This window comes from Streptomyces sp. NBC_00433, from assembly GCA_036015235.1.
GTDB lineage: Bacteria > Actinomycetota > Actinomycetes > Streptomycetales > Streptomycetaceae > Actinacidiphila.
Genome location: CP107926.1, coordinates 2959638 through 2979960 on the forward strand (window position 1 = coordinate 2959638; position 20323 = coordinate 2979960).

The 20323-nt window shown below is 71.8% G+C and carries 13 protein-coding genes; 8 read left to right on the forward strand and 5 right to left on the reverse strand.

Translation table 11 applies throughout. The features are described from left to right. Nucleotides 1-28 precede the first annotated feature (28 nt). The 3 genes from OG900_12175 (at nt 29) to OG900_12185 (ending at nt 5142) form a co-directional block, all read left to right on the forward strand. On the forward strand, nt 29-1318 hold the full coding sequence (locus tag OG900_12175) for an MFS transporter (GenBank protein ID WUH90778.1): 1290 nt from the start codon (nt 29-31) through the stop codon (nt 1316-1318). Nucleotides 1319-1450: 132 nt separating this feature from the next. Further along, the gene (locus OG900_12180; GenBank protein ID WUH90779.1) at nt 1451-3277 is read left to right on the forward strand and encodes an ABC transporter ATP-binding protein/permease; all 1827 of its coding nucleotides are present in this window, start codon (nt 1451-1453) and stop codon (nt 3275-3277) included. Beyond that, nucleotides 3274-5142, forward strand: a complete 1869-nt coding sequence (locus OG900_12185; protein ID WUH90780.1) for an ABC transporter ATP-binding protein/permease — start codon at nt 3274-3276, stop codon at nt 5140-5142. Before OG900_12180 ends, OG900_12185 begins: the two co-directional genes overlap by 4 nt. A gap of 10 nt (nt 5143-5152) precedes the next feature. Here OG900_12185 and OG900_12190 read toward each other — a convergent pair whose 3' ends face one another. The 4 genes from OG900_12190 to OG900_12205 are packed head-to-tail and all read right to left on the reverse strand — an operon-like array spanning nt 5153 to nt 7694. Then, nucleotides 5153-5731 carry a hypothetical protein gene (locus tag OG900_12190; GenBank protein WUH90781.1) on the reverse strand — a complete coding sequence of 193 codons (579 nt, stop codon included), beginning with the start codon at nt 5729-5731 and terminating at the stop codon, nt 5153-5155. Beyond that, nucleotides 5712-7013 carry a WXG100 family type VII secretion target gene (locus OG900_12195; GenBank protein ID WUH90782.1) on the reverse strand — a complete coding sequence of 434 codons (1302 nt, stop codon included), beginning with the start codon at nt 7011-7013 and terminating at the stop codon, nt 5712-5714. The genes OG900_12190 and OG900_12195 overlap by 20 nt, the downstream gene beginning before the upstream one ends. Beyond that, nucleotides 7006-7305, reverse strand: coding sequence for a DUF6317 family protein (locus OG900_12200; GenBank protein WUH90783.1), 300 nt, complete (start codon nt 7303-7305; stop codon nt 7006-7008). The genes OG900_12195 and OG900_12200 overlap by 8 nt, the downstream gene beginning before the upstream one ends. Further along, the gene (locus OG900_12205) at nt 7302-7694 is read right to left on the reverse strand and encodes a hypothetical protein (GenBank protein WUH90784.1); all 393 of its coding nucleotides are present in this window, start codon (nt 7692-7694) and stop codon (nt 7302-7304) included. Before OG900_12205 ends, OG900_12200 begins: the two co-directional genes overlap by 4 nt. Before the next feature lie 538 nt (nt 7695-8232). Here OG900_12205 and OG900_12210 point away from each other — a divergent pair. The 3 genes from OG900_12210 (at nt 8233) to OG900_12220 (ending at nt 12549) form a co-directional block, all read left to right on the forward strand. Further along, on the forward strand, nt 8233-10590 hold the full coding sequence (locus tag OG900_12210) for a M4 family metallopeptidase (GenBank protein WUH95724.1): 2358 nt from the start codon (nt 8233-8235) through the stop codon (nt 10588-10590). Nucleotides 10591-10857: 267 nt separating this feature from the next. Then, entirely contained in the window at nt 10858-11061 is a 204-nt protein-coding gene (locus tag OG900_12215; GenBank protein ID WUH90785.1) for a cold-shock protein, read from the forward strand. 105 nt (nt 11062-11166) lie between these two features. Then, complete coding sequence (locus OG900_12220) at nt 11167-12549, forward strand: DEAD/DEAH box helicase (GenBank protein WUH90786.1); 1383 nt, start codon at nt 11167-11169, stop codon at nt 12547-12549. A gap of 659 nt (nt 12550-13208) precedes the next feature. Here OG900_12220 and glgP read toward each other — a convergent pair. Continuing rightward, a complete protein-coding gene (glgP, locus tag OG900_12225; protein WUH90787.1) occupies nt 13209-15818 on the reverse strand; it encodes an alpha-glucan family phosphorylase in 2610 nt (869 codons plus the stop codon). A gap of 687 nt (nt 15819-16505) precedes the next feature. Here glgP and OG900_12230 point away from each other — a divergent pair. Next, nucleotides 16506-18491 carry an alpha-1,4-glucan--maltose-1-phosphate maltosyltransferase gene (locus OG900_12230; protein ID WUH90788.1) on the forward strand — a complete coding sequence of 662 codons (1986 nt, stop codon included), beginning with the start codon at nt 16506-16508 and terminating at the stop codon, nt 18489-18491. Then, on the forward strand, nt 18488-20188 hold the full coding sequence (treS, locus tag OG900_12235; protein WUH90789.1) for a maltose alpha-D-glucosyltransferase: 1701 nt from the start codon (nt 18488-18490) through the stop codon (nt 20186-20188). The genes OG900_12230 and treS overlap by 4 nt, the downstream gene beginning before the upstream one ends. The last annotated feature ends 135 nt before the right edge of the window (nt 20189-20323 follow it).

The window sequence follows — 20323 nt, forward strand, 5'->3', positions numbered from 1 at the left end:
ACCAGTGGTCCAGTCCACTATGAGCCCGGTGACCTCCTCCGCACCCGGCCCCGGGCGAGCCGCCACGGCCGCGCCGAGCCCGTCGGCCTGCCTCCCGCCCGCGGGACCGCTCTGGTCGACTCCCTTCCGGCTCTACTTCACCGCCCGCTCGGTCGCGATGCTCGGCGACACGATGCTGCCCGTCGCGCTGTCCGCGGGCCTGCTCTCCTACGGCTACTCGGCCGGCGACATCGGCCTGGTGATGGCCGCCACCAGCGCCTGCTTCGCCGGCTTCGTCATCTTCGGCGGTGTGCTGGCCGACCGCTTCAACGCCCGCGCCATGATGATCGGTTCCGACCTGCTCAGGGTCGGCACCCAGTCGACGGCCGCCTGCCTCTTCCTCACCCACAGCGTGCGGCTGTGGGAGGTGCTGGTGATCGCGGTCGTCAACGGCACCTGCGCGGCGACCTTCCAGCCGGGCGTCGCCAGCACGGTGGTGCGGGTCGCCCGCGATGTGCAGGGCGCCAACGCGGTGACCAGGACCGCGGAGGCCGGCGCCGGCCTGGCGGGGCCCGCGCTCGCCGGTGTGCTGGTCGGCTTCAGCTCGGCGGGCGTCGTCTTCGCCGTGCACGCGGCCACCTACCTGACCAGCGGGCTGTGCCTGCTCTTCCTGCGGCTCGCCCCGGCGCCGCCGCGCACCACCACGGCGGGGACGGGGACCACCTTCAGGGCCGACCTCGGCGAGGGGTGGCGGGAATTCAGGGCGCGGACCTGGATGTGGGCGGTCATCCTGGTGTGGACGGTCTACACCCTGTGCGTCATGGGCCCCTACACCCCGCTGGCCGCCGGGCAGATCATCCCCGAGCACGGCGCCGGGGCCTACGGCCTGGTCAATTCCTCGCTCGGCGCGGGCACCGCGGTGGGCGCGCTGCTGGCGATGCGGCTGCGCTCGGAGCGGCCGCTGCGGGCCGGCAGCTTCGGGGTCTTCGGGGTCGCCCTGATGCCCGCCTCCGTCGGCCTCGACCTGCCGGTGGCCGGGCTGTGCGGCTGCCTCTTCGTCGCCGGCGTCGGCGGGGCCTTCTGGGGCGTCAACTGGGCCACCAGCGTGCAGACCCAGGTCCGCGGCGACATCCTCAACCGCATCCACGCCTACGAGGTGGCCGGGTCCGTCGCGATGTTCCCGGTCGGCCAGGCGCTCGCGGGCCCGGCCGCCGCGGCCTTCGGCGCCCGCCACGTGCTCATGGCGGGCGGCGCCATCGCCCTCGCGGTGGGCGGCACCCTGCTGGCGGTACCCGCGGTGCGCGGGCTGCGGCGGGCCACGCCCGGCAAGGTGGGTTAGGGCCCGGGGCCCCGGCCCGCCGGGCTTCCGCTCCCTGCGACCCGTACGGCCCCCCCGTTCTGCTCCCCGGAGGGCATCCGGTGGCGAAAACCAGGTGAAGGGTGTCAGTGGGCAACCGTAGTGTCAGGAGTGATGCCTGCCACGACCCCTGATCCCGCGCCCGCCGCCCGCCCGCGGTCCTCGATCCGCTCACTGCTGCGCCTGTGGCCGTACGTCCGGCCGATCCGCGGCCGGCTCGCGACGTCCGCGGTGGTCGGCGTGGTCGCCTCCAGCATGGGGCTGCTGACCCCGCTGGTGCTCAAGTGGCTGGTCGACGGGCCCGTCACCGACCAGGACCCCTCGGGGGTGTGGCTCGGCGGCGGCCTGGTCCTGCTGCTCGGGCTGCTGGAAGCGGGGCTCTTCGGGCTGCGGCGCTGGCTGGTCGCGAGGCCGCTGGCCGGCGTCGAGGCGTCGATGCGCGACGACCTCTACCGGCGGCTGCAGCGGCTGCCGGTGGCCTTCCACGACAAGTGGGCGTCGGGGCAGCTGCTCTCCCGGGCCACCACCGACCTGCAGATCCTGCGGATGTTCCTGGCCTTCCCGCTGGTCTTCCTCTTCGTGAACGCCACGACGCTGCTCTTCGGCTTCGCCATCCTGCTGGCGCAGAGCCCGCTGCTGACCCTGGTGCTGCTCGGCCCCGCGGCCCCGCTGGTGGTGCTCTCCATGCGCTTCGAGACGAAGTACGCCCTGGCTGCCCGCCGCGCCCAGGACCAGGCAGGCGACCTGGCCACCCTGGTCGAGGAGTCCGTGCTCGGCGTCCGCATCATCAAGGCCTTCGGCCGCCACCGCACCCAGTCCCAGGCCTTCCACCACCAGGCCCGCGACCTGCGCGGCACCGAACTGCACAAGGCGCGGCTGCTGTCCGACCTGTGGGCGATCATCATGACGCTGCCGGAGCTGGCCATCGGCATCGCCCTGGTCGTCGGCGTCCTCCAGGTCTCCGACGGCAAGCTCTCCGCCGGCACCCTGGTCGCCTTCCTGACCACCGCGCTGGCGCTGCGCTGGCCGGTGGAGTCGATCGGCTTCCTGCTCGCGATGAGCAATGAGGCGGCCACCGCCGCGGACCGCTATTTCGAGCCGATGTCGACGGAAGGCGCCGAGTCCACGGAAGAAGCCGGCGCCGACGCGCACCCCGCCGCGCCCCGTGGTGACGGACTGCGGATGGAAGGCGTGCGGTTCCGCTATCCCGACGCTCCCGCCGGCAGTGCGGCGCTGCTGTGCGGAGTGGACCTGCACATCAGGTCCGGGGAGACGATGGCGCTGGTCGGGGCCACGGGCTGCGGGAAGACCACGCTCACCGCGCTGGTGCCGCGCCTCCACGAACCGACCGCGGGGCGTATCACGCTGGACGGGGTGGACACCGCGGGAATGGCGGTCGGCCGGCTGCGCGAGCTGGTCGCGGTGGCCTTCGAGGAGCCGACGCTGTTCTCCGCGAGCGTGCGGGAGAACGTGGCGATGGGGGCGGGGCCGGACGGGGCCGGGGAGGACGCGGTGCTGCGGGCGCTGGAGATCGCGCAGTGCGGCTTCGTGCACTCGCTGCCCGACGGTCTCGACACGCAGGTCGGCGAGCAGGGGCTGAGCCTGTCCGGCGGGCAGCGGCAGCGGCTCGCGCTGGCCCGCGCGGTCGTCGGGCGCCCGCGGTTCCTGATCCTCGACGACCCGCTGTCCGCGCTCGACGTGAACACCGAGGCCCTGGTCGAGGCGGCGCTGCGCGATGTGCTACGGGAGACGACCGCGCTGGTCGTGGCCCACCGGCCGTCGACCGTACAGCTCGCCGACCGGGTGGCGCTGATGGCCGGGGGCCGGATCACCGCGGTCGGCACCCACCCCGAGCTGCTGCGGGACAACGCGGAATACCGCCGCCTGATGTCGGGCCTCGACACCGTCGTGGAGCCCCTGGAGAGGAGCGACGCCCGATGACGTCCGCCACCGAGCAGCAGCTCAGGGACGACCCGGAAGAGGCCGGGCCGGCGGCGGCGCCCCCGCCGCCCGAGCCGGACGCCTTCGACCAGGACCGGCTGCCCGCGCCCAGGAACGCCCAGGCGGTGCTGCTGCGCTCGCTGCTCGGCCCGCACCGCCGCAGGGTCTGGCTGGCCGCGGTGCTGCTGCTGGTGCAGCAGGCCGCGGTGCAGGCCGGCCCGCTGCTGGTCGCGTACGCCATCGACAACGCGATCCCGCAGGTGCGCGACGGCCGGCACACCGCCCTGATCGCGGTGGCCTGCGGCTACCTGGGCTGCGGGCTCGCCGCCGGCGCCCTGCAGCGCACCTTCATCCGGATCGCCGCGCTGATCAGCCAGGACGTGCTGATCGAGCTGCGCGCCCGGATGTTCAGGCACGCCCAGTCGCTGAGCCTGGACTTCCACGAGCGCTACACCTCGGGCCGGCTGATCGCCCGCGCCACCTCCGACGTCGAGTCGATCAGGGAGCTGCTCACCGACGGCCTGGAGGAGCTGATCGGGGTGGTCCTCTCGGGGGTCTACATCTCGGTGCTGCTGATCTTCCTCGACTGGCGGCTCGGCCTGATCACCCTGGTGTCGTATGTGCCGCTGTTCCTGGCGATCCGCCGCTTCCAGGGCCGCTCGATGATCGCCTACCGCAGGCGCTCCACCGCCATCGCGGCGGTCATCGTCAAATTCACCGAGACGATGAACGGCATCCGCCCGGTCAAGGCCTTCCGCCGCGAGCAGCCCAACGACACGTCCTTCGAGGAGCTGAACCACCGGCACTACCGGGCGAACGGCGACGCGATCCTGGAGATGGCCCGCTATGTCGTCACCTCCCGGCTGATCGCCAACATCGCGGTGGCAGGCATCGTGGTGTGGGGCGCCTACCGGGTGGCGGGCGGCGGGATGGCGCTGGGGGTGCTCGCCGCTTTCGTGCTGTATCTGCGGCGGCTCTACGACCCGATCGACCGGCTGGGGATGTTCCTCAACTCCTACCAGTCCGCCGCGGCCTCGCTGGAGAAGATCGCCGGCCTGCTCGCCCAGACGCCGACCGTGCCGATGCCCGAGCACCCGGTCGCGCTGCCGCCGACCGCCGGCGGGCGGCCGGGCCGCGAGGTGGTCTTCGACCGGGTGCGGTTCGGCTACCGGACCGGCGGCGAGGTGCTGCCGTCCTTCGACCTGCGGCTGCCCGCCGGGCAGACCCTCGCGGTGGTCGGCGCGACCGGCGCGGGCAAGTCCACCCTGGCGAAGCTGCTGGCCAGGTTCTACGACCCGACCGGCGGCCGGGTGCTGCTCGACGGCGTGCGGCTGAGCGACCTGTCACCGGGCGACCTGCGCCGCGGGGTGGTCATGGTGACGCAGGAGGCCTTCCTCTTCTCCGGCACCGTCGCGGACAACATCGCCATCGGCCGCCCCGACGCCACCCGCGACGAGGTCGAGGACGCGGCCCGCGCGATCGGCGCGCACGACTTCATCACCGCGCTGCCCGACGGCTACGACACGGACGTCCGCAAGCGCGGCGGCCGCATCTCGGCCGGCCAGCGCCAGCTGGTCGCCTTCGCCCGCGCGCTGCTCGCCGACCCGGGGGTGCTGATCCTCGACGAGGCGACCTCGTCGCTGGACATCCCCGGCGAGCGCGCGGTCCAGTACGCGATGCGTACGGTGCTCACCGGCCGCACGGCGGTCATCATCGCCCACCGCCTGTCCACGGTCGCGATCGCCGACCGCGTGCTGGTGATGCGCGACGGCCGGATCGTGGAGGACGGCACCCCGGCCGAACTCATCGCGGGCGACGGCCACTACGCCCAGCTCGACGCCGCCTGGCGCGACGGCCTGGCCTGAGCCGGCGGGTCTACCGCCGGGTGGGCCCGTTGCGCGGCGCGGGCGGCTTGGCAAGGGAGACCTGTGCGGCGGTGGCCGCCGCGAGGCGGCGGTCGTAGTCGAGGCGGGCGCCGAGCTCGCGGCGGGTGACGCGTACGAAGACGCTCGCGAGCCATACGCCGAGCAGGTACGCGATCAGTCCCGGTGCGACCGGCGCGAAGACCATGACCAGCGCCCCCATGTTCCTGCCGCGTTCCGCGTTGGCACGCGACCGGCGCAACTGGCCGGGGATCTCCTCGGGCATGACGGGCACATCCCGGACGCGCCTTTCCCTGACCCACCCGACGCCCAGCGCCGCCACGGCGGCGGCGCCCTCCACGATGTGCACCACCGTCCGCGCGGGCTGCGGGATGAACGACACGAAGGCGGCGTAGAAAGCCCCCAGGCCGAAGCTTCCGAGTGCCACGAAGGGCACGGACCTCAGGAAGAGCCAGGACCGGCGCGTCCAGTAGCGGGATCCGCGGTCCACCCAGGTGGTGCCGAGGATCGGCAGCGCGAACGGCTCGACCGTGCCCGCGGTGTGCGTGCCGTCATCCGAGTCCGAGCCCATGCCAGACCTTCTTTCCCGCGTTCCCCACGCTGTGCGCGGTGCTGACGCCCAGGTCCTTGAGGTCGGTGCCGGTGTGCTTGACGACGTTCGCGGTTCCGTCGCCGATGCCCGCCACCACCCCGTGGTCGTGGATGTCCTCGCTCCAGTGCTCGTGCCAGGCCTCGTCCACGAGGTAGCTCGCCGTGATGACGGTGGCGCCGTTGACCGCGGCCTCGGCGACCGCTCCGACCTCCTCGGGCAGGGCCACCGCGGCCGCCGCCCCGACTCCCAGCCCGACCAGGCCCGCGCCCACGTCGACGGCCAGCGAGTGGGACCAGGACCAGCCCTTGTCGTGGTCCTCCTTCGCCTCCAGTACGCCGATGGTCGTGGACGCGGCGATGTCCAGGACGGGCAGCTCGCGGAGGAATTCCGGTGCGCCGTCGACGAGCCTGGTGGTCTTGAGCGCGTCGGCGAGCTTGTAGTTGAGGGCCTTGTCGTAGGGGAGGAAGCTGGTGTTCTCCGAGCGCGCGACGTCCGCGTGCAGCGCGTCCAGTTGTGTTCCGATGCGTTCGTACTGCCCCCTGAGCCGGAAGGCCTTGGGGAGGTCGGCTTCCGCGGTGCGGAATTTGGCCTCCTCGTCCTTCATCGCGGCGAGGGCCTGGTCGTGCCTGGTCTCGGCCTCCGCGAGGAGCTTCTTGGACTCCAGGCCGAGCTTGCGCTCCCCATCGACCTCCGCTGACCACAGGCCGCGCAGGTAGTCGGCCACGACGATCTTGTCGCCCTTGCTCATCGGCTTGTCCGGGTCGATCGCGTCGTAGAGCGCGTTGAGCGTCTTGGCGCAGGCGATGCGGGCGGCCTGGGCCTGGTGGGTGATCTCGTCGTGGACGCCGGTGTATTCGTGGAGGTCGTCGAGGGTCTTCTGGTCGGCGGGGCTGGGCGTCCCGGCTGTCGTCATCAGGCCGGGGACGCCGGTCGGGCCGACCGGGACGCCCTTGGAGGTGGCGACGTCGGCGGCGTTCTGGAGGGCGCTGTCGGCGTCGGAGAGGGCCTGCGCGAGGGTGGTCAGCGCGTCGCCCGCGGCCTTGACCAGTTCGGCGAAGCCGCCGGCGGCCATCGCGTCCTCGGCCCAGCGGGCGCGGAATTCCTCGGCCGCCTCGCCCTTCCAGCCCGCGTCGGTGACCAGCGTCTCGATGCCGTCGGTGAGCGGCTTGACGACGCCTTCCAGCAGCTCCTTCGCCCCGGTCAGGGTGCTGCCCATCGTCTGGAGACCGCTGATGTCCCCGCCTATCCAGCTCTCAGTCACCGGCCATCAGATCCTCGAACAGTCCGTGTACGTCGATGTCGCCGCGCTGGTAGGAGTCGTGCGCGTAGCTGAGGCCGTCGGCGTGGTCCTCGATGCGGCCGGCCAGTTTGGAGTGCAGGCCCTCGATGGCGTCCACGATCGAGACGATGGCGTCGTTCAGGCCGGGGTCGCCGCCGTCGGCGACGGGCGGGGAGACGTCGACGTGGAGGGCGGCGTAGGCCGTCGCCTGGGTGTAGAAGGTGCTGGTCATGCTCGCGAGGTCGGCGAGGACGACCTTGACGTCCGCGCTCATCGCGGCACCGCCTCGGCGTAGGCGCGGAGCAGCTCGGGCGTCCAGGTGCGCGCGCTGTCCGCGGACATGGCGGGGTCGACGCACATGCGGCGCAGGCCGCCGCGCCTGGCCAGTTCGGCGAGCCGGCCGGCGGGGACGGTGATCCACGGCTGGCTGTCGCCGAGCGCGTCGGCGAGGGCGCCGGGGGTGGTGAAGGCGACGGCGACCAGCTCGCCGGTCTCGGCGTCGGTCTGCAGCTCCAGGCCGACGGTGGCCTGTTCTGCCGGGTCCGCGGGGTAGCGGGGATGGGCCGGGACGTACAGGCGGGTGCCGGCTGCCAGCCGAGGGCGGGGGGCGGCAGGCCGGATGCGGTCGTCGGCCCCGGACAACTCGGATATGCGTGACATCATCACCTCGGCTTGCGCGGTCACCCGGTGTGCCGGCGGGCACACCGGAAGCAGGCTACGAGCGGCCGGTGGCGCGAGACCTGTTCTTGACCATTTGATGGCAACACTGGCGCTATTGCGCCTACTTCCGCCACGGATCACCGCAACCGCCCCGTTGATCACAGCAGTCGGGGCGCGGCGGCACCGCGGGCGATCCGCCCGGTACGGCACGATTCGCCGCCGTCGCGGGAGCGGCAGAATTCTTCCGCCCGCAACATGGCCCTCACACCTGCCCGCTATGCGGACGCCACCCTCCGGACACCGAACGAATTTCAGCCAAGTTGGCACCATGGGACTGACATGAACAAGTAAAGAGTGCCACTCTGTGGCCCGTTCCACACAGCAACACCACAGCTCTATCCGGGTGGATCACCAACCCCACCCGCCCGGACTGTCACCGGCCGCGCACCCGTGGCCGCCGCAGAAGGAGTGAAGAGTGGCACGATCCCCCCGTACGGCCCGTACGGCAGCAGCCGTCGGCGCGCTGGTCGCCGGTGCGGCGATGCTCGCCGTGACGCTGCCGGCCGGCACAGCGGCGGCAGAACCCGCCGCACAGACCGGCTCGGCGGCCCAGGCCGCGAACACCCACGCGCAGCCCAGGCCGGGCGCCCTGCCGGCCTCGCTGAACGCTGCGCAGCAGGCCGCCCTGACGACGCGGGCCCAGTCGCAGGCAGCGGCCACCGCGTCGTCGCTGCACCTCGGCGCCCAGGAGAAGCTGGTCGTCAAGTCGGTGTCCCAGGACACCGACGGCAGCACCCACACCCGCTACGAGCGTACGTACCAAGGACTGCCGGTGCTCGGCGGCGACCTGATCGTGCACCAGAGCCCCCTCGGCGCGACCACCGGTGTGGACAAGGCGACCAACGCCTCGGTCGCGGTGGCCTCCACGACGGCGCTCAAGAGCGCGGACTCGGCGAAGTCCTTCGCCCTGTCGCGCGCGAAGGCCGACGGCGCCAAGGCGCCGACGGTGGCCAACTCGCCGCGCAAGGTGGTCTGGGCGGCCTCCGGCACCCCGGTGCTCGCCTGGGAGTCGGTGATCGGCGGCCTCCAGGAGGACGGCACGCCCAACCAGCTGCACGTGATCACCGACGCGGGCACGGGCGCGAAGCTCTTCGAATACCAGGGCATCGAGACCGGCGTCGGCAACAGCGAGTACAGCGGCCAGGTGAGCATCACCACGACGCTGTCGGGCAGCACCTACCAGCTGACCGACAACACCCGCGGCGGCCACAAGACGTACAACCTGAACCACAGCACGTCGGGCACCGGCACGCTGTTCACCGACGCCGACGACACGTGGGGCGACGGCGTCGGCACGACCGCGCAGACCGCGGGCGTGGACGCCGCCTACGGCGCCCAGGAGACCTGGGACTTCTACAAGAACACCTTCGGGCGCAACGGCATCGCGAACGACGGCCGGGCGGCGTACTCCCGTGCGCACTACGGCAACTCGTACGTCAACGCCTTCTGGGACGACTCCTGCTTCTGCATGACCTACGGTGACGGCAGCGGCAACGCGCACCCGCTGACCGCGCTGGACGTCGCGGGCCACGAGATGAGCCACGGCGTCACCTCCAACACCGCGGGCCTGAACTACTCCGGCGAGTCCGGCGGCCTGAACGAGGCGACGTCCGACATCTTCGGCACCGGCGTGGAGTTCTACTCCAACACCGCCGCCGACCCGGGCGACTACCTCATCGGCGAGAAGATCGACATCAACGGTGACGGCACCCCGCTGCGCTACATGGACAAGCCCAGCAAGGACGGCGGCTCGAAGGACAACTGGTCCTCCAGCCTCGGCGGCCTGGACGTCCACTACTCCTCGGGCCCGGCCAACCACTTCTTCTACCTGCTCTCCGAGGGCAGCGGCGCCAAGGTCATCGGCGGGGTCAGCTACAACAGCCCGACCTACGACAACCTGCCGGTGCCGGGCATCGGCCGGGACAACGCGCTGAAGCTCTGGTACAAGTCGCTCACCGAGCGCTTCACCTCGACCACCAACTACGCGGCGGCCCGCACCCAGTCGCTGCTGGCGGCGGCCGACCTGTGGGGCGCCAACAGCACCACGTACAACACGGTGGCCAACACCTGGGCCGCGATCGGCGTCGGCAGCCGGGTCACCGCCCCGAGCGGCGTCACGGTGACCAACCCGGGCAACCAGTCCACCAAGGTCAGCACGGCGGTCAGCCTGCAGATCGCGGCCAGCAGCACCAACAGCGGCGCCCTGACCTACAGCGCGACCGGCCTGCCCTCCGGCCTGTCGATCGGCGCCTCGACCGGCCTGATCTCCGGCACCACCTCGACCACCACCGGTACGTCCAGCGTGGTCGTCACCGTGAAGGACTCCACCAACGCCACCGGGACGGCGTCCTTCACCTGGACGGTCACGTCCACGACCGGCGGCTGCACCGCGGGCCAGCTGCTGACCAGCCCCGGCTTCGAGAGCGGCGCGGCCGGCTGGACCTACTCCAGCGGCGTGATCGACACCAGCACCGACGCCCCGGCCCACTCCGGCTCGGCGAAGGCCTGGCTCGACGGCTACGGCACCACGCACACCGACACGCTGTCGCAGTCCGTCACCATCCCGGCCTCCTGCACCAGTGCCGCCCTCACCTTCTACCTGTACGTCGACAGCAGTGAGACCACCACCACGACCGCCTACGACAAGCTCACCGTCGCGGCCGGCAGCACCACGGTGGCCTCCTACTCCAACCTCAACAAGGGCTCCGGCTACGTCCAGCGGACCGTCAGCCTCACCCCGTACATCGGCAAGACCGTCGTCCTGAAGTTCACCGGCACCGAGGACTCCTCGCTGGCGACGTCCTTCCTGATCGACGACACCGCCGTCAACGTCAGCTGACACCGGCGGCACCACCGATTCGCCCGAACGGCGGAAAACGCCCGGACCGGCCCTCCGCGGCCGGTCCGGGTGGTGCCCGGCGGCGGTCTGGTAGAGTGGATCCTGTTGCAGTTGTGGTACCCAGAACTTTTCGTGCGCCTGGATGATTGCGATCCCCGGGCGCACTTTTGTTTTTGCCGGAATTCTCCGGTGTGGGGTGATCATCTACAGCGACCCGGATCCGTACAGTGCGGATCTGGAAACTGCCCCACCAGTAGGAGATGGATTATGGCTACCGGAACCGTGAAGTGGTTCAACTCGGAAAAGGGCTTCGGCTTCATCGAGCAGGACGGCGGCGGCTCCGACGTCTTCGCCCACTACTCGAACATCCAGTCGCAGGGTTACCGCGAGCTGCTCGAAGGCCAGAAGGTCGAGTTCGAGGTCACCCAGGGCCAGAAGGGCCCGCAGGCGGAGAACATCCGGGCGCTCTGACCGGCGTCACCGGGCCGCCGCGCCCGGTCTTGGGAGGCCCGCACCGCACGGTGCGGGCCTCTCGCATGCAGCCGCCGCACCGGCGGCCCGAGGAAGGAAACGCCCGTGTCACCTGTGTCGCCCGTCACGCTCTTCTCCCAGCTGCCGCTGGACCCGGCGCTCGTCGCCGCCCTCGAAGCCCACGGGGTGACCGAGCCGTTCCCGATCCAGGCCGCCACGCTGCCCGACTCGCTGGCCGGCCGCGACGTGCTGGGCCGCGGCAGGACCGGCTCGGGCAAGACGCTGGCGTTCGGGCTGCCGCTGCTGACCAGGACGAAGGCCGCCGGGCGGCGGGCCGAGGCCAAGCGGCCGCTGGCACTGGTGCTGGTGCCGACGCGCGAACTGGCCGGGCAGGTCACCGAGGCTCTCGAACCGTACGCCAAGGTGCTCGGGCTGCGGATCACCGCGGTCGTCGGCGGCGCGTCGATCAACCGGCAGAGCGCCGCGCTCAAGGCCGGCGCCGAGGTGCTGGTCGCCACCCCCGGGCGGCTCGCCGACCTCATCGACCGCCGCGCCTGCGCGCTGGACCGGGTCGCGGTGACCGTGCTGGACGAGGCCGACCAGATGGCCGACATGGGCTTCCTGCCGCAGGTCACCAAGCTGCTGGAGCAGGTACGCGCGGACGGCCAGCGGATGCTGTTCTCCGCGACGCTGGACCGCAACGTGGACAAGCTCGTCAAGCGCTTCCTCAACGCGCCCGTCACCCACTCGGTGGACCCCTCGGCGGCGACCGTCACCACGATGGAGCACCACGTGCTGCACGTCGACGAGGCCACGAAGCGGGCGGTCACCGCGGAGATCGCCGCCCGCAAGGGCGGCGTGATCATGTTCGTCGGCACCAAGCGGGGTGCCGACCGCCTCACCAAGCACCTGCTCGGCCAGGGCGTACGCGCGGTGGCGCTGCACGGCGGCAAGTCGCAGCCGCAGCGGAACCGGGCGCTCGACCAGTTCCGCGCCGGGACGGCCGACGCGCTGGTCGCCACGAACGTCGCCGCCCGCGGCATCCACATCGAGGGGCTCGACCTGGTCGTGAACGTCGACCCGCCGACCGAGGCGAAGGACTATCTGCACCGGGGCGGGCGCACCGCGCGTGCGGGCGAGTCCGGGACCGTCGTCACCCTCGTGCTGCCCGAGCAGCGGCGGGAGAACGCCCGCCTCATGGCTGCCGCCGGCATTCGCCCCGCCACCGCGCGGGTCCGGCCGGGCGATCCCGACCTCGCGCGGATCACCGGCGCGCGCAAGCCGTCCGGCACGCCGGTCGCCATGCCTGCGGCTCCCGAATCCGCGGCGCCCGCGCCCGCGAAGCCCTCGTCTTCCGCCCCGCGCCGCCGCGCCGGCGCCCCTGCCGGCCGCCGCACCGGCCCCGGAGTCGCCGCGGGCCGCGGCGGCGCCACCGGCCGCCGCGCCCGCGGCGAATCCGGCACCCCCCGCGGCCGCCGCGCCGCCTGACCCCCGGCCGCCACTTGCCCGGGGGGCACCCCGAGCCGCCGCCTGCCGCGGGGGCGACTTCCAGGGGCGCGGGGAACGGCGCGACCAGCCCGCCACCCGCCGGTGGTCCGGCACGAACCGAACAGCCCCTTCGGGCCGGCGACGACCCGCGCCCCGGTGAGGGCTTACCCCCTGCCCAGAGGGCGACCGTTTTTCAGGGGCGCGAGGAACGGCGCGACCAGCCACCCACCCGCCGGTGGTCCGGCACGAACCGAACAGCCCCTTCGGGCCGGTGACGACCCGCGCCCCGGTGAGGGCTTACCCCCTGCCCAGAGGGCGACCGTTTTTCAGGGGCGCGGGGAACGGCGCGACAAGCCCCCACCCGCCGGCGGTCCGGGGCGAGCAGAAGAGCCCCTTTCGGACGGCGACGACCCGCGCCCCTGGGGTGGTGGCGGTCCGTTCGCACACGACGGCGAGTGGTGGGTTGCGCGCGCCGTTCCCCGCGCCCCTGATGGCTTGCCCCCTGCCAGAGGGTGACCGTTTCAGGGGCGCGGGGAACGGCGCGACCAGCCACCCACCCGCCGGCGGTCCGGGGCGAGCCGAAGAGCCCCTTTCGGACGGTGGCGCCCCGCGCCCTGGAGGGGGCACCCCTTACTGAAGAGGCACCCCCCCGGAGGGGGTCAGCGGAGGATGCCCGCCGTCATGCCCTCGGTTTCCGGCGGGACAGCCACCAGGCCCAGTTCGGCCGGGGTGGCCAGGAGGGGGTGGGCCGGGAGGACGCGGACGGTGTAGCCGAAGGAGCCGGTGCGGTCGAGGGTGAGGGGGCCCTCGTAGAAGTGGCGGCCCGAGATGTCGGCCCGGCCGGTCGGTTTGAGGGACTGGACCGTCGCGTTCGCGAGGCGGTCCGCGGCGTCGACGCGGCCCGAGAGGAGCTGGACGTCGACGTCGGCGGGGTCGAGGCCGCCCAGGCTGACCTGGGTGCGCAGGGTGAGGGTGGAGCCCAGTTCCGGGGTGCCCTCGACGGAGTCGGTCTCCACGTGGTCCACGGACACCTGCGGCCACTGGCGGCGCAGCCGGCCCTTCCACTCGGCCAGTTCGACCGCGGCGGGACCCTGTATGGCCCGGTGCGAGCGCGCCGCGGGGGCGTACAGCCGGGTGACGTAGTCGCGGACCATCCGGCCGGCCAGGACCTTGGGGCCGAGCGTGGTCAGGGTGTGGCGGACCATCTCGATCCAGCGCTGCGGCAGTCCGTGCGAGCCGTGGTCGTAGAAGCGCGGCGCGACCTGGTTCTCCAGCAGGTTGTAGAGCGCGGCGGCTTCCAGCTCGTCGCGCCGGTCCTCGTCGGTGATGCCGTCGGCGGTGGGGATCGCCCAGCCGTTGTCGCCGTCGAACCACTCGTCCCACCAGCCGTCGAGCACCGACAGGTTGAGGCAGCCGTTGAGCGCGGCCTTCATGCCCGAGGTGCCGCAGGCCTCCAGGGGGCGCAGCGGGTTGTTGAGCCAGACGTCGCAGCCGGGGTAGAGCCGGCGGGCCATCCGCATGTCGTAGTCGGGCAGGAAGACGATGCGGTGGCGTACCCGGGGGTCGTCGGTGAAGCGGACCAGTTCCTGCACCAGGCGCTTGCCGCCGTCGTCGGCCGGGTGGGCCTTGCCCGCGACGACGATCTGGATCGGCCGCTCGGGGTGCAGCAGCAGGTCCATCAGCCGGTCCTGGTCGCGCAGCATCAGGGTGAGCCGCTTGTAGGAGGGGACCCGGCGGGCGAAGCCGATGGTGAGGATGTCGGGGTCGAGCACGTGGTCGGTCCAGCCCAGTTCCGCCTCGCCGGCGCCGCGCTGCCGCCAGGAGGCGCGCAGCCGCAGCCGTACGTCCTCGACGAGCTGTTCGCGCAGCTCGCGGCGCAGCTCCCAGACCGCGGTGTCGGGGATGCCGCCGATGTCCTTCCAGCGGTCGGTGCCGCCGACCATCAGGGCGTCCTCCGCGCCCTGCTGGCCGATCTGCCGGGCGCCGAGGCGCAGCACCTCGGGGGCGACCCAGGTGGGGGCGTGCACCCCGTTGGTGATGGACGTGATGGGGATGTCCTCGGGGTCGAAGCCGGGCCACAGGCCGGCGAACATCTCCCGGCTGACGGCGCCGTGCAGGGTGGACACCCCGTTGGCGCGCTGGGCGAGGCGCAGGCCCATGACGGCCATGTTGAACAGGTTGGGGTCGCCGCCGCGGTGGGTCTCCATGCCGAGTTCGAGGATGCGCCCGGTGTCGACGCCGGACAGCTCGCCGCCGTCGCCGAGGTGCCGGGCGACCAGTTCGCGGTCGAAGCGGTCGATGCCGGCGGGCACGGGGGTGTGGGTGGTGAAGACGGTGCCGGCCCTGACCGCTTCGAGCGCCGCGTCGAAGTCCAGGCCCTCCAGCGACAGCTCGCGGATGCGCTCCAGGCCGAGGAAGCCGGCGTGGCCCTCGTTGGTGTGGAAGACCTCGGGTTCCGGGTGGCCGGTGATCCGGCAGTAGGCGCGGACCGCGCGGACGCCGCCGATGCCGAGCAGCATCTCCTGGAGCAGCCGGTGCTCGCTGCCGCCGCCGTAGAGCCGGTCGGTGACGTCCCGCTCTGCGACCTGGTTGCCCTCGACGTCGGAGTCGAGCAGCAGCAGCGGCACCCGGCCGACCTGGGCCTTCCAGATCCGGGCGTGCAGTGAGCGGCCGCCGGGCAGGACGAGGCTTATCCGGGCGGGGGTGCCGTCGGCCTCGCGCAGCGGGGTGAGGGGCAGGGAGTTGGGGTCGAGCACCGGGTACTGCTCCTGCTGCCAGCCCTCGCGGGAGAGGGTCTGGCGGAAGTAGCCGTGCCGGTAGAGCAGGCCGACGCCGATCAGCGGTACGCCGAGGTCGCTGGCGGCCTTGAGGTGGTCCCCGGCGAGGATGCCGAGGCCGCCGGAGTACTGCGGGAGGGCGAAGGTGATGCCGAACTCGGGTGAGAAGTAGGCGATGGCGGCGGGCAGGTCGGTCTGTTCCTGATACCAGCGGGGGCCGCTGGTGTAGTCGGCGAGGTCTTCTGCGGCGGCGGCCAGCCGGCGCAGGAAGCGCCGGTCGCCGGCGAGCGCGGCGAGCCGGTCCTTGCCGACGGTGCCGAGCAGGCGTACGGGGTCGCCCTGGGCTGCCCGCCAGCCCTCAGGATCGACGCTCTGGAAAAGGTCCCTGGTCTCCTGGTGCCATGACCAGCGGAGGTTCTGGGCCAGACCCCCCAGCGGGCGCAGAGGTTCCGGCAGGACGGTGCGCACGGTGAATCGACGGATAGCCTTCACCCTTCGACCGTAGCCCGGCGGGCCCGGAGCCCGCGGGTACTGTCCCGGATCCGGTGGTTCAAACGCTCGAACGGCGGCTCACAGGAGTGAGCGTCACCGGTGTGCGGGCGCGGGCGCGTTCAGCCGTCTGTACGAGAGGCGGCCAGGAAATGTCCCGCCGGGGTCGGGCGTGCCGCGGTGCCGGTCAGGGCTTGGCGAGAGCCGTGCGAAGCGGCCCGAGCGATGCGATGCTGATGGCTTGAATCACACGGCCCGCGGGGAGCACAACTGCGGCTCCGCGGCCGCCTGGGGCGTACGCGGGGGCGCATTTGGGGGCGCTCACAGGGGTACGAAATCGGACCTGCCGGGACGCCACGGACGCGCCCGCCGCCGGGCCTCCCCGGGCGGACCGGGGGCGCGGATCAGAGCACTCGCGGCGCGCTCCCGAAACGCCGTCAGGTGGTGCGTGTCGCGCGTAGACCGTGGGCAGGCTCCCCGGTGCACAGCGCCCGAAAGGCATGGCTCGCGCGATCGGGGGCACCCGTACGGCCCTGTCACCGCCACCCGGGTGATCGCGGTGGGCCGCGGCCACGCAGGCAGGCCGACAACGCCAAGAGCAGTTAAAAAGAGCGGAAGTCGTCGTCCCGTATGCCGTCACGTAAGTCGTCACGTAAGTCGTCACGTAAACCAGCGCTGTCAGGTGAGGAAATGATCGGTCGCATTCCCGTTCTCGATGTCCGGCCGCTGGTGGACTGCGGCCGCCGGCCGGCCAAGGCGGTGGTGGGCGAGACCTTCGAGGTGACGGCCACCGTTTTCCGCGAGGGCCATGACGCGGTCGCCGCCAACGTGGTGCTGCGCGACCCGGCGGGCCGCTCGGGCCCGTGGGCGCCGATGCGCGAGCTGGAGCCCGGCAGCGACCGCTGGGGCGCCATGGTCACCCCCACCGCGGAGGGCCGCTGGTCCTACACGGTGGAGGCCTGGTCCGACCCGGTCGCGACCTGGCGGCACACGGCGGGCATCAAGGTCCCCGCGGGCATCGACACCGACCTGGTGCTGGCCGAGGGCGCGCTGCTGTACGAGCGGGCGGCGGCCGGGGTGCCCAAGAGCGACGGGCGGCCCGTGGTGCTGGCCGCGGCCGACGCGCTGCGGGACGCGGCGCGGCCGGTGGCGGCCCGGCACGCGGCGGCGCTGACCCCCGAGGTGGTCGCGGTGCTCGACCGCTTCCCGCTGCGCGAGCTGGTCAGCGCGTCCCGGCCGCTGCCGCTGCACGTGGAGCGGCAGCGGGCGCTCTTCGGGTCCTGGTACGAGTTCTTCCCGCGCTCGGAGGGCGCGGTGGTCGAGGAGGGCGCCCCGCCGCGGCACGGCACCTTCCGTACGGCCGCCGAGCGGCTGCCCGCGGTCGCCGCGATGGGCTTCGACGTGGTCTACCTGCCGCCGATTCACCCGATCGGCACAGCCTTCCGCAAGGGCCGCGACAACACCCTGACGGCGGGTCCCGACGACGTGGGCTCGCCGTGGGCGATCGGCTCCCCCGAGGGCGGGCACGACGCGGTCCACCCGGACCTGGGCACCATCGAGGACTTCGACCACTTCGTGGCCAGGGCCAAGGAGCTGCGGCTGGAGGTCGCGCTGGACTTCGCCCTGCAGTGCTCCCCCGACCACCCGTGGGTGGACAAGCACCCGGAGTGGTTCGCGCACCGGGCGGACGGCACGATCGCCTACGCGGAGAACCCGCCGAAGAAGTACCAGGACATCTACCCGGTGGCCTTCGACGAGGACTTCCCCGGCATCGTGCGCGAGACGCTGCGGGTGCTGCGGCACTGGATGGCGCACGGGGTGCGGATCTTCCGGGTCGACAACCCGCACACCAAGCCGGTGGTCTTCTGGGAGAAGGTGATCGCCGACATCAACCGGACCCATCCGGACGTGATCTTCCTGGCCGAGGCGTTCACCCGCCCGGCCATGATGAGCACGCTGGGCCAGATCGGCTTCCAGCAGTCGTACACGTACTTCACCTGGCGTACCGAAAAGGCCGAGCTGGCCGACTACATGCGGGAGCTGAGCGGGGAGAAGGCCGCCTGGATGCGGCCGAACTTCTTCGTCAACACCCCCGACATCCTGCACGCCTTCCTCCAGAACGGCGGCCGTCCCGCCTTCGAGGCCAGGGCAGTGCTCGCGGCGACCCTCTCCCCCAGCTGGGGCGTCTACGCGGGCTTCGAACTGTGCGAGGCGGTTCCCGCCGCGCCCGGGAGCGAGGAGTACCTGCACTCCGAGAAGTACGAACTGCGGCCGCGCGACTGGGCGGCGGCCGAGGCCGAGGGGCGTTCGCTCGCCCCGCTGATCACCACGCTCAACCGGTTGCGCCGCCGTCATCCGGCGCTTCAGCAGCTGCGGGACATCACATTCCATCCGGTGGACAACGACGCGATGCTCGCGTATTCGAAGCGACGCGGGGACGACGTCGTACTGGTGGTCGTCAACCTGGACCCGTTCCACACCCAGGAGGCCACCGTCTCGTTGAACATGCCGGAACTCGGCCTCTCCTGGCACGAGTCCTTCCCGGTGCGCGACGCGCTCACCGGTGAGACCTACCACTGGGGCAGAGACAACTATGTGCGCCTTGAGCCGGGCCGCGCGCCCGCGCACGTCCTGTCGCTGCGACCGTCTCCATCGATCGGAGGGTCACTCAGTTGATCGTCAACGAACCCGTACCTGACACCTTCGAGGACACCCCGGCCAAGGACCGTGATCCCGACTGGTTCAAACGGGCGGTGTTCTACGAAGTCCTCGTTCGCTCCTTCCAGGACAGCAACGGCGACGGTGTCGGCGACCTGAAGGGCATCACCGCCAAACTCGACTATCTGCAATGGCTGGGCGTCGACTGCCTCTGGCTGCCGCCGTTCTTCGCCTCACCTCTCCGCGACGGCGGCTACGACGTCGCCAACTACACCGCGGTACTCCCCGAGTTCGGCGACCTCGCCGATTTCGTGGAGTTCGTGGACGCCGCACACCAGCGCGGCATGCGCGTGATCATCGACTTCGTCATGAACCACACCAGCGACCAGCACGAGTGGTTCCAGCAGTCCCGCAGCGACCCCGAAGGCCCCTACGGCGACTACTACACCTGGGCGGACGACGACAAGCAGTTCCCCGACGCCCGGGTCATCTTCGTCGACACCGAGACGTCGAACTGGACCTTCGACCCGGTGCGCAAGCAGTACTACTGGCACCGCTTCTTCTCCCACCAGCCGGATCTCAACTACGAGAACCCGCAGGTGCAGGAGGAGATCCTCGCCGCGCTGCGCTTCTGGCTCGACCTGGGCATCGACGGCTTCCGGCTCGACGCGGTCCCCTATCTGTACCAGCAGGAGGGCACCAACTGCGAGAACCTGCCGCGCACGCACGACTTCCTGAAGAAGGTGCGCGCCGAGATCGACGCGCAGTACCCGGACACCGTGCTGCTGGCCGAGGCCAACCAGTGGCCCGAGGACGTCGTCGACTACTTCGGCGACTTCCACAAGGGCGGTGACGAATGCCACATGGCCTTCCACTTCCCGGTGATGCCGCGGATCTTCATGGCGGTACGGCGTGAGTCCCGCTACCCGGTGTCGGAGGTCCTGGCCAAGACCCCGGCCATCCCCGACACCTGCCAGTGGGGCATCTTCCTGCGGAACCACGACGAGCTGACCCTCGAAATGGTCACCGACGAGGAACGCGACTACATGTACGCGGAATACGCCAAGGACCCGCGCATGCGGGCGAACATCGGCATCCGCCGGCGACTGGCGCCGCTGCTCGACAACGACCGCAACCAGATCGAGCTGTTCACCGCGCTGCTGCTGTCCCTGCCCGGCTCGCCCATTCTCTACTACGGCGACGAGATCGGCATGGGCGACAACATCTGGCTGGGCGACCGGGACGGTGTGCGCACCCCCATGCAGTGGACGCCCGACCGCAATGCCGGGTTCTCCTCCAGCGACCCCGGCCGGCTCTTCCTGCCGACCATCATGGACCCGGTCTACGGCTACCAGGTCACCAACGTCGAGGCGCAGATGAGTTCACCCAGCTCACTGCTGCACTGGACCCGGCGGATGATCGAGATCCGCAAGCAGAACCGCGCGTTCGGCCTCGGCTCGTACACCGAGCTGCCGTCGAGCAACCCGGCCGTGCTGGCCTTCCTCCGGGAGGACGGCGACGACCTGGTGCTGTGCGTGAACAACTTCTCACGGTTCGCCCAGCCCACCGAGCTGGACCTGCGTCGCTACGCGGGCCGCCACCCGGTGGAGCTCATCGGCGGGGTCCGCTTCCCGGCGATCGGCCAGCTGCCGTACCTGCTCACCCTCGCGGGCCACGGCTTCTACTGGTTCCGGCTGCGCCGCAACGCGTCATGACGGCGGGGGGCCGGCCGGTCCGGCCCCCCGCGCCCGATGGGCCCCCGAGAGCGCGCCCGAGTAGCGGGCCTGACGCACCTTTGGCAGTATCCAGAGGTATCCGGACGCATCCTCGCGTAACCGGATTCACCCGGA